Here is a 14,271-nt window from a genome sequence, read left to right as displayed (position 1 = left end):
TGTTTAAAGACAATCGAGGATGTAAAAAAGCTCTCTGGTTATAAGCTGTAAAGACGTTTCAGGGATCAGGTTCGATCTCATTCCTAAGCTCACAAGCAGTTAACGAGCCATTTCGCGCTGAAGCAAAAGCCGTTGATAGGCGATCGTAAAGTCATCCATTGTAATCCTCAAACAGGTCGGATCATTCATGCCTTGAGTACGATAGCGGCGCACTGCTTCTAATGCTGCTTGATTGCTTAACAGCGCTAGATCAGCCCCATTCCAGCCTTCTGTTTGGGCAGCGAATGAGTCCAACTCTACCTCCTCCAACGGGCGATCGCGATTATGCACGTGCAAGATAGCGAGGCGACTCATGTGGTCGGGGAGATCTACTTTGAGTTGCAAATCTAATCGTCCTGCTCTCAGTAAAGCAGGATCGAGGGTTTCCGGGCGATTTGTGGCTCCGACGAAGAGCACATTCGTACAGTCATGCAAGCCGTCGAGTTCTGTGAGTAGTTGACCGACAACGCGATCGCTCACTCCTGAATCGCTTTGATATCTCCCGCGTGCTGGCGCAAGCGTATCAATTTCATCGACAAAAACAACGCAGGGAGATGCCTGACGCGCTTTTGTGAAAAGTTCTCGCACTGCTTGTTCTGAGGCTCCAACCCATTTACTCAGCAATTCAGGTCCATTCACTGCAATGAAGTTTGCCCGAGCTTGAGCCGCAACCGCTTTCGCCAAAAGCGTTTTACCTGTTCCAGGTTCGCCCCATAGCAAAATTCCGCGTGGTGCTTTCGCTTTAGTATGATCATACAGTTCAGGATAGAGCAATGCGCCTTCTACAGAGTCTTGTAGCGTTTGTTTAATGTGATCCAGTCCGCCGATCGCATCCCAGGTAACTTTCGGTGCTTCGATTTCAATCGATCGCAGTACCGCAGGCTTAATGTGTCGAATTGCTTCTAGAAAATCAACCTGCGTCACACTCATCTGTGCAGGCATCGGACTATCCAAGCTCGGCAACAGTCGCCGCAGTGCTAAGTAAGCTGCTTTTTGAGAGAGTGCTTTGAGATCTGCACCAACCATACCTCCAGATAAATCCGCGATCGCATTGAGATCCACGGATTCGTGCAGGGGCATCATTGCCGTTAAAATCTCAAGAATTTCTAAGCGCCCACCGCGATCAGGCACACGGAATGCAATCTCTCGATCGAACCGACCTGGACGACGTAACGCAGGGTCAAGATGATCCGGGCGATTGGTTGCAGCTAGGACAATAATTCCTTTTGTCTTAGCAAACCCATCCATTAGACTCAAGAGTTGCGCCACGACCCGCTTTTCGACCTCGCCTTCGACTTTAGAACGGTCGGGAGCAAGACTATCAATTTCGTCGATAAAGATAATACAAGGAGCAGACCGTGCTGCTTTTTGAAAAATGCTGCGCAGTCGAGATTCGGCTTCTCCGTAGTATTTTCCGATGACTTCTGGACCCACGATCGCAATGTAGTTCACATCGAGATCTGTGGCTAAAGCACGTGCAGTGAGAGTTTTTCCAGTTCCGGGTGGTCCTGTCAGCAACACGCCTGTCGTCGGTTCTAATCCGAGAGCGGCTAATACATTAGGACGCTTGAGCGGAAGCTCGACAAGTTCGCGTAGCTCTCGCAGTACGCTAGACAATCCCCCTACACCTGCAAGGGTCGGCTGTACACTCTCCTCGCTCGATGGTGTACTCAGAACTGTATTTTCGCTAAAGAAAGATTGCCTTTCATCAGTTGGGGAGCTGCGATCGACATTTTCGGGCTGGTTCACGCGAAATTCAGGCTCTCTCGGCTCTCGTCCTTCGATCACTCGCACAATATCTAGCAATCCTTCAAAGCCTTGATCAACCAGTGCTTCAATCTCTTGGAATAAATCATCCATCTGTCTTGCCCACCTAATGTCTCCAGTATAGAGACTGAGAACAGACACTTGTGGATTGTGCGATACAACCCTTTACGTTCTCGTGAGAGGCTAGTGTGCTTCTGGTAATACGCCAAAATAAATTTGAGAAAGAGGTGGGGATAGGGAGAACTCAGGCTCAGATTTCTCCCTATCCTTTTCAACGTCACTTACAATTGAAAGCTATCTAAGTTCTCTAAGACGAATCAACTAACCTTCGGTCGGGGCTTCATTTATCAATCCGGCGAGAGCTTCATCGGCAGTTTTGTTCAAAAATACTGCGCTTTCATCGACTGCGCGAACCCAACTGATCGGAAGCCAATGCGATCGCCCATCTGGAGAATCGAGCTTTTTGAGTTTGATGTATTTTCCAGCTTCAACTTGCTCTACTGTTCCAAAATGCACATCTGACGCGCCCTCTAGTCCGCCAGGTCCTTCGGCATAAACTGCTAAATCTGCATAGACCTTAGAAATATCCATGATTGTGTCCTCGGTCATTCTCTCTTTGAAATTTGAATTTGAAATGTCGAGATAAACTGAATGGAATCCTAATCTGCTCTCTCCACATATACTTCTTCTCAAAGAGAGATTCGATTGTGTCCTAAGTCTGAGTCCAGCCGCACGTTGATCGACTTTAGGTGGTCAATTTTTGCTTGAAAAATTGAGCCGTTCTGCCTAACGACATACGTGAGCAGGAACAGACATATTTCAACGCAGAAATAAATCTTCGTTCACTACTCCAACATCTTGGCAGCTAACTTTTCCCACCTATCATCTCTAATATATGTCCTGATCGACTGTAAGCAACCGCATGAGGTTTGTCTTCCTCGTCAAGATTAAGACAACAGGTTTATCATGCAAGTGTGGATTGCTAACCTGTGTTCCAACCGCTCTGTCGATAACCGACCCAAAATCTACTGCATAGATAGGATTACAGCCCGAATCAACCTTCTGTCCTAATTTATATTAGCGCTCCCCCTAATTGCCAAAAAAGAGCCTTGTTAGCTTAACAGACTCGCGTTGTTAGTTCTCACTAATCGCTCGGTAAGTGCTTGATCTTCTTGTTGATAGATTGCCTGCTCTTTTTGAATAAAGAGAGTTGCTAAAGCATCATAGGCTTCACCCCAAGCTGCAATCACTTCATCCGTTGCAGCATCTTGCAAAACATCCTTCATCGCCTGTAGCAACTTTTCGCCAATTAGTGGATATTGCTCAGGCAGAATCCGAGTTGCGACATGACGATAAACAATATGGTCTACTGCTGCCGCTAAATCATCTAGACGATCGATATGAGTCGCATAGGCATACACGGCGGCAGCTCATTTATGTGCTTGCCCACCCCCATCGAGATGCTGCATCCAAGTAGTCTCAAAGCCGCGTTTATAGTCAGGGCGCTCTTCAAAAGTGATTTGATACATTCGCTGAGTAACTTCTTCACCTTTTTCTTTCAGGATTGGTGCAGTTGCTTTCACGATTTCGATCGTTTTTTGACTAATCATCATTCAAATTCTCCTCTGATTGGAGTGAATATCGTCAGATTCTGCCAATTATTGCCGCTGCGATCGCGCTATCTTGGCGCTCGGAAAGGTTCACCTTCTGGCGGGACAGTGTATGTAACATGCAGCTTGATATTTGCAAGGGCTGAGATGCACACGGTGTTATCCTCGGCTGTTAATTGATCGAGTGATGGTCCACCCGAAAGAAGAAAACCATAAGTTGGACTAGCACCTAGAGGTGCTGCACTTCCTTTCTGCCAACGAACTGGTTCTGTAACATCCCATTCGCGAGCAGAGATGCGATTTACCGCAGGCGAGGCTCCTGCATAAGGAATTAGTCCTGACGGCGGAACTGTTTCTGCCCAATTAACGCTGGGCACTCGGACAACTGCACAACCGTCGGGTTTGTCCTCCGGTATCCCTTGACCACTTTGCCAACAGGCATTGGGTCCCCCATATACCAGTGGACAAATCGGTGCTGCAGACTCGTCATAGGTAAGGATGGCTCGATCGATCACTTTCACTGGAATTTTATCTAGCTTCGTCGTGTCAAAATTCACAGCAAGCTGAAGAACAGCAGCCATACATGGAGAATCGCCCCATTCGCTTTGACCCCAACCAACCGTGCCAGAGAGATGACCTGGAAATTTGCCTATAGGTACGCAAGTTACACCACGCCCAATGAGTAGTCCGATAACTGGCACATCTTTGTATCGTTTATCAATAGCTCGTGAGAGACTTTGTGCGACATCGAGCGATAACGTATGCTGCCCAGGTCGCATGTACTCTGGGAGAGTAATTAATTCACGAGGAATAGGCACTTTTGGTCGGAGAATTTGACCTTGTACTTCCAACGGATCAGCTACAACGAAAAGCGTAGACGCAAAGGCAAGACTGAGCCTGACGGCAACCGAGAAGCGTGACGCAATTCTAAAACTCACTCTTCTAGACATAAGGTATCACTCAACTCCTTGACAATTGTGAGCTAGCAAATGATTTGATTAGTGCGTCTGTATACGCTTATAGAGGCATCTGGGAATGTGGAGTAACAGTGCTGAATATGTTTGCCTAGCGTGAGTGCGGCAGAACAAAATTGTATCCTTGTGCCACATGACTTTCACCTGCTGCACACTGTCCCTTATCGGAGTATCCGTCGAAAAACATGGCATGACATTTATTACAGAATCTCCAATCTGTCTGAGCTGTGGGTGTGCCTGGAACGTCATGCGGGAGAACATAAGCAAACGTCTGATCTGCCACATGACCTCCACCTGCCGGACAGATCCCTTTTCTTGAGTAGCCATTGAAAAACATCGCTTGACATTTTTTACAGCAACGCCAACTTCTTTGTCTGGTTGGTGTTTCTGAGCCGCCAAAGGGCAGGCGGAATTTATAACCTTGTGCTGAATGGGTTCCACCCGCTGCACAGCTATTCGTTTCGGCATCGGTGTAGAACATCACGTAGCACTTATTGCAGAAGCGCCAGTAGGGTCGATCTTGGCTGACGCTGAGACTCGCGATCGCCTTGTTCAGTGGGCGGATCGATTGAACAATGAATACGCTTCCAGCAAATAACAACAATCGGCGCTTCGATACCTGTAAATTTCTAGATAACATAACGAACTCCCAAATGAATGTTGAGACTCTTCCACGATCGCTGCACCTCATTGACAGGAAAGCGTCACAGTATTGCTCCATAACATGCCCGTGCGATCGCTGGAATTTTGACGACCATCATTTGCGGAGAAATACAGCCGACCTGGACTGCACGGGATAGACAGCGTCATATTGATCGACCCATTCGCGGTTGCTGTCGTGTAGTAGAACAGATTAGGGTTAAGTGCGTCATCTGCGATTCTGATCGCAACTTGCTTTCCTGGCAAGAACCCAGAGCCTTGTACGAGAAAGGTTTGGGACTGAGGCAAGGAGACTGAAATAGTTGGAATAGTTGGTGGCGTGTCAGGCGGTTTCGAGGATTCGTCCGTTGCCCGGTAATATCCCGCGCGTGGAGGCTGCTTGCAGAACGTCGCGTCGCGACGGAAGAGATCCGTGTTCTCCAGAACGTCCAACCACAACTCGAAGTTGCGGTGTCTGATATATCGATCGGGATAATTGACAGATCTGAACGAAACGCATTGTCCTGCTAAGCCTGGCACCATCTCGAAGGATGCGTCTTTTTTAAATAGATCCGATGGTTGTGCACCTTGATCATATTCGTCGAAACGAATACGCCAGAACGAGTGACGCATCCAGCGTTTTGGATAGTTTCTCGATCTGATTGATACACTTGGGATGTTCTGCCGACATGAGAAACCTGGCAGAACGTCAAAGGTCGCGTCTTCAAACTCAACTTTGGTGTTCGGGTTAGGTAATCTTGGGTCGGAAAGGTACCCAAGAAAACTAGAATGTCTAATGTAACGCTCAGAAAAGTTTAACGAGGAAAAGGAGTTTTGCTCCCAGAGTGATACGCTGTTGCATTCTTGTGCGATCGCCGAGGTTGAGGGGATTGCAACCGAGGCAGCCAGAATCGCAATGAATTTAATAGAAACAATGCAGTAGAAATGACAATAGTTTGACATCGCGTATTTCCCCCAAATTTCTTCATGCCGGGCTTTAAAGACGATAACCAGTTCGTAACGATATATCTCTCACTTAACCAACTAAGCTAAAGGGCACTGTACTTTTTGCGGCTTCTCTCTACAGCGCTTAGTTAGGCATAGTTGCTGTTCATCAAACTTGGCTTTTTTAGCCTACTTTAGAGAATTGGGGCTATTCTGGCTCCGCTGGAATAAGGTTGGTTCCTGGGTCAATTGGTACTGAAGGAGGATACATCGTCAGAGGACGTGAGATGAAGAATGTTGCATCCTGCTTAAACAATCGACTTTCGTCAGATTTAACCAGCCAAAGTTCAAAGTTGGAATGCCGTATGTAGTGCTTGGGAAAATTAACAGATTCAAATGAGTAAGCTTCAGAATTGGCAAGCCCCGGTACAATGCAAAACGTAGCATCTTCCTTGAAAAGCTGATCATCAGTCTGCTTTGTCAGCTTCAATCGATAATTCTGGTGTCTCAAAAAGTGACCTGGATAGTTGACAGATTCAAACGATCGACATCTGCCTGCTAGTCCTGGAATAAGTCGAAACGTTGCATCTTCTCTGCCCAGTTTGTCACTTGCAACAATTGGAGCAATGTAACCCAAGAAGGATTGATGGCGAATGTAACGATCAGGATAGTTTAACGAGCTGAAAGAACTAAGCTGCTGGGCTGGTTGGGCATAGCTCAGCTTTGGCAGGAGCAACGGTAAGGACATTGCTGAACCTACAATCAGACCTTTTAGAATAGAGTTCAAGTACATAACGTTTCCTTAACAGTAGACTTTGCACTTTTGAAACTGGAACCCCTAAAAATTCTGGACTCCTTTTCGCAACTTAGCATTGCCAGATTAATAGCATCCTTAAACAAGTGATCGCCTTGATATAGGTGGTAAGCTATTTAAGTTGCTTCCCCTATTGCAATCACTTTAGCCAATCCCTTCAATGAAGTCGCACCTTTTCTTGCGAACTTAGAACATAATCTTGCTATAACTTACGAAACTGGTTTGGATTCACTCCAGTGCATTGACGAAAACACCGGGCAAAATGACTTTGATTCGCAAAGCCGCACTCTAGTGCAACTGATAGAACGGTTCGTTCTGGTTGCTTGAGCAGAAGCCTTGCTCGTTCGACTCGTTGATGAATCAGGAATTGATGGGGTGAGATGCCTGTCGATCGCTTGAATAGATGACAAAGATAGTACTGGCTCATTCCCAGTTCAGTTGCAATGTCAATCAGAGAGATATCTTCGCCCAAATGTGCCTGAATGTACTCGATCGCTTGCCTCAGCTTTTGTTTCGATAGCCCATCTTCATGTTTTCGAAAGAAATGCTTGCGAGTAGAGTAATAATGGATTAGATGAGCCGCCATTGCTGTTGCCATTGAATCGGCGTATAAACGACTGCCAACCCCGACCGTTTCTAAACTTGCCCTGAGTGCTAGACCAATCTGATGGATTAAGGCATCGCCTTTTTTCCGTGTCAGCAACAACTCGACTCGATCAGGATTAACTGATTCATAAGCAATCTGAGCGAGAAATGTCGGTTCTAGATAGCAGTTAATCCACTCAATTGATTGAGTTGTCGAAATCGAACGGATTCCGCAAGGTGAGTTAGCGGGAACGATCTCAATAAAACCCCTTGCAAAATCTTTTTCATGATAGGAGATCGTCTGTAAACGCCCCTCTGAAACAAATTCCAGATCACATCCTTGATGTTGATGTCCCAGTGAAATAGCGATGGAGTGCTGAGGGTTGGATACTTCAGGGATATCAATCGATGGTTGGCAGTAATGGGCAAGTTGAATGCTACTCCAACCCGCTTGAAAACTGGTTAGCAGAGGTGGATTGGGAAAAAACCTGGGCAAATTCTCATAGTCAGTCGCCAAATGTTGATTTGCAGACATTACCAGTCTCCTTTAAGTAGAAGTTGATGATGCTATGACTTGCGAAACTGATTCGGATTCACCCCAATGCATTGACGAAAACACCGGGCAAAATGACTTTGATTCGCAAAGCCGCACTCTAGTGCAACGGATGTAATCGTTCGTTCTGACTGCTTGAGTAAACGCTTTGCTCGTTCGACTCGCTGACGAATTAAGAATTGATGCGGTGAAATGCCTGTCGATCGCTTAAACAGATGACAAAAATAGTACTGGCTTATTCCCAGTTCAGTTGCAATGTCACTCAGAGAGATATCTTCGCCCAAATGTGCCTCGATATACTCGATTGCTTGCCTCAGCTTTTGTTTCGACAACCCATCCTCATAGTCTCGAAAACAATGCTTGCGGGTGGAATAATTGCGCAATAGATGAGCCGCCATTGCCGTTACTATTGAATCGGCATAGAAACGACTGCCTGCTCCATCCTCTTCTAAACTTGCCCTGAGTGCTAGTCCCATCTGGTGAATCAATAAGTCAGTTTTTTTCCATGTCAGCACCAGTTCGACGAGATCAGGGTTTACCGAATCATGGGCAATCTGAGCTAGAAATGTTGGTTCTAGATAGCAGTGAATCCACTCGATTGATTGCACAATCGAAATAGAACGCGCTCCATAAGATAGATCAGCAGGAACGATTTCAATACAACCACCTGCAAGGTCTTTTTCTCGATATGAAATTGTTTGAAAACGACCCTCTGAGCTAAATTCCCAATCACATGCTTGATGTCCGAGTACAATAAAAATCATGTGCTGAGAGCTTGATGCTTCAGGCAAATCGATCGACGGTTGGCAGTAATGGGCAAGTTGAATGTTATTCCAACCTGCTTGAAAACTGGTTAAAAGTGGCGGATTGGGCAAAGACTTAGGCAGATCCACATAGTCAATAACCAAAGGTTGCTTTACAGACATTATCATCTCCAGGTAATAGTTGATAGCTGATCAACGCCCTCTCACCGATGCGATCCCGTTTCTCCTTTAACCTAAAATTGCTCAGACTATATTACTATCCTATTCAACTTTACATTGATGACAAAAATGTTGCAAAACTTGTAATGTTGGTCTAAAATCCCTCGCGCACCAATCTCTCGCGCTTCAACTAATGTTCTCACTTATCACGTTCTGCGTATTTTTGAGCTATCTACAATCTTCCAGGACGAATCAAAGACTTTCAGCAGAGCTAGCTAACAATCAAGTTGAGCAGATACGAACAGCTTTTTCATCACCAATAGTGGTGTGCTTTGCTAAGCAGAAGAGTTGGAGATGTTGACTAAATCAGCGATCGCTTGAATTAATAAATCTGGCGCGACTGGCTTTGCAAAATGTTTCTGAAATCCAGCCTCAATTGCTTTTCGCTGATTCAATTCTCCGACATAGGCTGTAAGCGCGATCGCTGGAATCATCCCTCCCTGCTCCGGAGGACGCGATCGGATCAGTTGCATCAGCGTATACCCATCCATATTGGGCATACCAATATCACTGAGAAGAACGTCAGGCATGACTTGATTCAATTGTTGTAGAGCCGCGATCGCAGAGTCTACAACGGTTACAATCGCTCCTCGTTGCTCCAACACAAACGCCTGAAAATCGCGCGCATCTGGCTCATCATCCACAATCAGCACATGGATACCGACCAGAGAAGCATGGGCGATAGCAAACAATTCAGATGAATTGGGCAAGCTTGGCGATTCGATCTGCTCCAAGGGCAGCGTAACCGTAAACGTTGCTCCTTGATGTTCTCCAGGACTACTAACGTTGACAGTTCCACCATGCAATTCGACAATTTGCTGTACGATCGCAAGCCCTAAGCCCAATCCGCCAAACTGGCGCGTTGTCGAGCCATCTTCTTGCCGAAACCGCTCAAACACATAAGGCAAGAACTCCGCAGAAATGCCTTTTCCGGTATCACTGACTTCGATTTGCGCGTGATGCCCAACTTCGCTTAGGCGAATTTCAACTCGTCCTTGCTCAGGCGTAAACTTCACCGCATTCGACAAAAGATTCCAAACCACTTGTTGGAGCCGAGCAACATCCCCAGAAACTCGCCATCTTGTTCCCTCAAACATTGTCTGGATCTGAATATTTTTTGCTTCTGCGGCTAATCGAATTGTTTCCAGCGCGGCTCGAATAATACTTGCTAAATCAACAGAAACAACATTTAAGACGAGTTTGCCGCGTAAAATGCGGGAGATATCAAGTAGATCCTCAATCAATTGAGCTTGCAGTGTGGCATTCCGCTCGATCGTGGCTAACGCTTGCTGCGTTTGAGGCGCATTTAATCTGCCAGTTTGTAGCATCCTCGTCCAGCCCAAAATCGGATTCAGCGGCGATCGTAGTTCGTGAGATAGAACCGCAAGAAATTCATCTTTAATCCGGTTTGCAGTTTCAGCAGCTTCCTTCGCAACTTGAGTTTGCTGAAGTAATTGTTCGCGTTCTACTTCGGCTGATTTACGATCCGTCATATCCCGCGCCACACAGTACATGAGCTTTTGCTCGATAAAGGGAGCAACGCTCCAGGATATCCAACGGTAAGAGCCATTTCGAGCACGATACCGATTTTCAAACTCATGCAGTGGAATTCCTTGAGCAATGAGGTCTGCTGCAGCCACAGTTGCCGCGCGATCGTCAGGATGCACAAACTCAATGTAAGGCTGAGCAGTTAGCTCGGGTAACGTATAGCCGAGCGTGGTTTCCCAGGCTGGATTCGTCTGGAGAAAGTACCCGTCCATATGCACAATCGCTAGCATGTCTTGAGACAATTGAAAGAAGCGATCGCGGTCTTCTTCTGCCCGTCTGCGGCTCTCTTCAAGACGCTTCGCAACCGTCATATCGGCAAGTGCGCCAAGTAATGCAATGGGATTGCCTGTAGCATCATACTCAACCTGACCGCGTGCTGTGAACCACCGTTTCTCTCCGGTGGCAAGCTGAACGCGATATTCAGAGGTGTACGCTTCGCCCGTTGTGATTGCCTGCTGAAGGGCAGCGAAGCCAAGAACGCGATCGTCGGGATGCATCCAGTTGATGAACGTTTCAATCGGGAGTCCTTCAGTGGTAGCTACAGCAGCATCAATGTCAAGCAATCGGGCAAACTTCGCATCGATGATGACTCGATAAGCAGGAATGTTCCAGCGCCAGGTATAAACAGCTCCCGCCGCCAAAGCAGATTCTAGTTGCTTATGTGCATTACGCAAGGCAGCTTCAGCACTCGCACGTTCAACCGCCGCCCAAGTCCGCTCAGCAACTTCTTCGGCTAGAGCAATTTCCTGGGGCAACCACACTCGCGGAGTAGCGTTATGCACTGCCAGCCCTGCTACAAACTCACCATTTTTGATCAGCGGTATGCCAATGTGAGCCTTGATCTGAATCGCGGCATACGCGGAGTGCTGCTCTGGAGACAAATTTGGATCGGCGGTCACGTCAGATGCAGAAGTTGTCTGCCCAGCACGGTAAGCCTTGAGTACCTTTTCTCCAAATGATTCGATCGCGTATCTACCTGCCAGCGCATCTGCACCATTCACGTAATCGCGCTCAACGACATAATCTGCGCCTTGAACCTCGAAGTACACGACGCGAGTGACATTCAAATATTCACCCAGCATTCGGCTCGCTGTTGCCTGAACTTCAACTGGATGCGCAAGCGGACGGAGCGCATCGACTAAGGACACCCGAAATGTCTCGATTTCGGTCGCTTGACGTGAAAGTTTTTCGGCCTGTTTGCGCTCAGTAACGTTCGTAAACAACAACGCGAACTGATGGCGCTGTGGCTCACCGATGCGAAAAGCGTTAACATCAAACCAGTGACCGAGCGCGATCGATTCCTGCTCAAATCGAATCGACTTGCCTGTCTGGACAACTTGAGCATAAGTCTCTAACCAAAAATCCTCAAGATTGGGAACCAGTTCTCGTGCCGTTTTCCCTGTCGCTTGCTCTAGCCCTGTTAATTTCTCAAAAGCAGAATTGACTTCTAGAAGTCGATAGTCCTGAGGTTCACCATTCTGATTCAACAGCAGTTCGCAAATGCAGAAGCCCTCATCGATCGATTCAAACAGCGTGCGATACTGTTTTTCCCGGTCTTGACAAACAAGGTCGGTTCGATCTCGCTCAAATACGATACTCGCAATCTGAGTACTAAACTGGGCAAGTTGAAACTCCCAATCTGTTCGTATCCGTGCTTGTTCAAAACATAACATCAGCAACCCGAACGGTAGATGATTGAGACCTATGAGAGGTTCAGAATGACACGCCAGGATATTGTGAGCAACACAGAGCGATCGCCATTCCGAAGACCAGCGATCGTCATTGGCAATTTCAGGACAGGAAACGGGCTGACCTCGATACATCGCGTCGCCGAAGCTTCCAATACAGAATTCATTGATCAGAGCACCTTCGAGTCTTTGCCGAAACGCAGCAGGCAGGTTGGGCGCAATCACCTGCAAAAAAGACACCCGTTGTGCATCGGCAATCAAAAAACAAGCGTGAGTCCCAGGATTAAGTTGAGCGATCGAGTGACAAACCTCAGTCAGACAAGTTTCCAACGGCTGACCGGATGCAACTAACTTTAAGAGCCGATTTTGCTCGATGAGCATCAGTTGCGCTTGTTCTGGAGAAGAGTGATCGTGGTAAGGATCGGTCTGTTGGTTCATACACTCTTCTGCAAGATTTTGCCCCCCTCAACATCAGTAAATTGCTCTTGAGCCAGTTCTGTAAACTGCGACTGTTGACGATTGAAAGAATTGATGTCGGGCTGTTTTAAAAAATTGATTTGATGAAGTCGGGCAACTTGCATAGTGATAAAAAAATGGTATCAGACAGAAAAAGCATCTCTCTTAACTTCTACCAAATGGCAGAAGTAGTCATCTATCCAACGAGAGAAGCAGAGCTAGCAGAACTTATTCGAGGCACGCAAAGCCATCTCAGGTAGCGTTTTCCGACTGTGAAATCTGACCCAGGCTTTTTATTGAGATGATGATATAGCATTTTTAAGCTAGTTCCTGTTGCTTGATCAATCTAACTTGAGTTAGATGAAGCATCCATGAGAATCACTACGGACTGGACTAGCTTTGAGAATTAAGCCATTGAATATCGGGCTAGGGAAGGTCGTTTGTTGTTTGAGTTTGAATTATGTTTGCGGATAGCACACATTTCGAGGAGGATGAAAATGCAAACTCCAACCGCGATCGACCATGACTCCCTCTCTCATAAGTTAGAGCAAATTGGTAAGATCCTTCGTTTAATTGGCTGGGTCGGCATTATCACACAGCTTGGGCTTGGAATTGTGGCTGGCGTGATGCTGCTATTTGCGATCGCTGGACGGAATTTTAATCAAGCTGTTGCTCCTGCTGTCCCAGGGATAGCTATCGGCAGAGGTTTTCAGAATGCAACGACTCCCGGACTAGGCATTGGCATATTTTGGGCGGTCTGTGGCATCATCGCGTTGCTGTTTACGGCTTATCTTGCATTCCGTCAACTTCGTTTCGCGCGTCGCCTTCGCAATCCAAACCCAGAACTTCATCCCAAAAAAAGTGAAGTAATGCGAATTCTGCGAATTGGAATCATTGCGGGATTTATTGGCATGGGGCTTACAATTCTTGGCGGAGGTGCAGCAATGGGAGTCTTACTCTCTAAATCGATCGCTCAACCGCAAGGGGTCGCCATCTATGATCCCACTCGCATCATCCGCCCCTTAGATGTGCTCGTTGCAATGGCAAATATGATTGGGATCAGCGCACATTTTCTCGGCACGATCGCATCTGTCGCCACAGCAAACTGGCTCCATCGCCAGTAGTTGATTCGGACGATCGTTAGAGTAAAAATTGACTGAGCGATCGTAAATCGCTTTGATCCAGATATCTAAGCATTTGCAGTCTCGATTGTAGTTCTCAAAAAAGAGGACGCAAGAAATCTACCCCTTCCTGCGCCCGTTTGCGATTCTCTAGAGCAAAGACAGACTAAGAATGTGATTCATTTGCCTCATCCTCATCTGTCTCATGTTTTGGATTGAGCAATGTTGGTGTTTGACTACCAAGCAGTCCAAAAATTTTGCCGATGCCAATCTTCCAAGTTGTGTCAAGCGTTTCGAGAATACGAGACTGTTCTGGAGTGAGTTCGGGTTGACTCGCGATGCTAATCGCTCCGCCACCGGATAGCAGCGTGAACGCAACGACGGTGAAGAAAACCTGCTGAAAGAGAGAAGGTGTCGATTTGTGCATAATCATCAGTTTGTAACTAACACTCTTACTATCAGCGAGATCGATTTGAAGTTCAGGCTCTACAAGGGTTATCGTCTGGATGAGTTTGGGTTGACTTGCGGATAACTTTGAATGAGATGTGT

At 46.8% G+C, this 14,271-nt stretch carries 13 protein-coding genes; 1 reads left to right on the top strand and 12 read right to left on the bottom strand.

The window, feature by feature from the left end; genetic code table 11:
* Positions 1–99: 99 nt before the first annotated feature.
* The 11 genes from LEPBO_RS0122190 to LEPBO_RS40255 all read right to left on the bottom strand — a co-directional run bounded on the left by LEPBO_RS0122190 (position 100) and on the right by LEPBO_RS40255 (position 12,583).
* Entirely contained in the window at positions 100–1,899 is a 1,800-nt protein-coding gene (locus tag LEPBO_RS0122190; RefSeq protein ID WP_017289780.1) for an AAA family ATPase, read from the bottom strand.
* A 228-nt stretch (positions 1,900–2,127) separates the two neighbouring features.
* Positions 2,128–2,397: a DUF2171 domain-containing protein gene (locus tag LEPBO_RS0122185; RefSeq protein WP_017289779.1), complete on the bottom strand. Its 270-nt coding sequence runs from the start codon at positions 2,395–2,397 to the stop codon at positions 2,128–2,130.
* A gap of 521 nt (positions 2,398–2,918) precedes the next feature.
* On the bottom strand, positions 2,919–3,227 hold the full coding sequence (locus LEPBO_RS45100; protein ID WP_017289778.1) for a globin domain-containing protein: 309 nt from the start codon (positions 3,225–3,227) through the stop codon (positions 2,919–2,921).
* A gap of 9 nt (positions 3,228–3,236) precedes the next feature.
* Positions 3,237–3,419: a globin family protein gene (locus tag LEPBO_RS45095; protein ID WP_017289777.1), complete on the bottom strand. Its 183-nt coding sequence runs from the start codon at positions 3,417–3,419 to the stop codon at positions 3,237–3,239.
* A gap of 65 nt (positions 3,420–3,484) precedes the next feature.
* Complete coding sequence (locus LEPBO_RS0122175; RefSeq protein WP_026148830.1) at positions 3,485–4,366, bottom strand: hypothetical protein; 882 nt, start codon at positions 4,364–4,366, stop codon at positions 3,485–3,487.
* Between the two features lie 115 nt (positions 4,367–4,481).
* Positions 4,482–5,030, bottom strand: coding sequence for a hypothetical protein (locus LEPBO_RS0122170; protein ID WP_017289775.1), 549 nt, complete (start codon positions 5,028–5,030; stop codon positions 4,482–4,484).
* A 47-nt stretch (positions 5,031–5,077) separates the two neighbouring features.
* Complete coding sequence (locus tag LEPBO_RS41145) at positions 5,078–5,992, bottom strand: AbfB domain-containing protein (protein WP_071596182.1); 915 nt, start codon at positions 5,990–5,992, stop codon at positions 5,078–5,080.
* Between the two features lie 190 nt (positions 5,993–6,182).
* On the bottom strand, positions 6,183–6,767 hold the full coding sequence (locus LEPBO_RS37925; RefSeq protein ID WP_017289772.1) for an AbfB domain-containing protein: 585 nt from the start codon (positions 6,765–6,767) through the stop codon (positions 6,183–6,185).
* A 223-nt stretch (positions 6,768–6,990) separates the two neighbouring features.
* Positions 6,991–7,908 carry a helix-turn-helix domain-containing protein gene (locus LEPBO_RS0122155; protein ID WP_017289771.1) on the bottom strand — a complete coding sequence of 306 codons (918 nt, stop codon included), beginning with the start codon at positions 7,906–7,908 and terminating at the stop codon, positions 6,991–6,993.
* Between the two features lie 32 nt (positions 7,909–7,940).
* Positions 7,941–8,852 carry an AraC family transcriptional regulator gene (locus LEPBO_RS0122150; protein ID WP_017289770.1) on the bottom strand — a complete coding sequence of 304 codons (912 nt, stop codon included), beginning with the start codon at positions 8,850–8,852 and terminating at the stop codon, positions 7,941–7,943.
* Between the two features lie 332 nt (positions 8,853–9,184).
* Positions 9,185–12,583, bottom strand: coding sequence for an ATP-binding protein (locus LEPBO_RS40255; RefSeq protein WP_017289769.1), 3,399 nt, complete (start codon positions 12,581–12,583; stop codon positions 9,185–9,187).
* Between the two features lie 515 nt (positions 12,584–13,098).
* Between LEPBO_RS40255 and LEPBO_RS0122135 the strand changes: the two genes are divergently transcribed.
* Positions 13,099–13,725, top strand: coding sequence for a DUF3611 family protein (locus tag LEPBO_RS0122135; RefSeq protein ID WP_026148829.1), 627 nt, complete (start codon positions 13,099–13,101; stop codon positions 13,723–13,725).
* Positions 13,726–13,888: 163 nt separating this feature from the next.
* Here the strand turns inward: LEPBO_RS0122135 and LEPBO_RS0122130 are convergent, their stop codons facing one another.
* On the bottom strand, positions 13,889–14,149 hold the full coding sequence (locus tag LEPBO_RS0122130; protein ID WP_026148828.1) for a hypothetical protein: 261 nt from the start codon (positions 14,147–14,149) through the stop codon (positions 13,889–13,891).
* Positions 14,150–14,271 lie beyond the last annotated feature (122 nt).

This window comes from Leptolyngbya boryana PCC 6306 (assembly GCF_000353285.1).
In the GTDB taxonomy this organism is placed as follows: Bacteria; Cyanobacteriota; Cyanobacteriia; order Leptolyngbyales; family Leptolyngbyaceae; genus Leptolyngbya; species Leptolyngbya boryana.
This window is presented reverse-complemented; position numbering and strand designations above follow the sequence as displayed.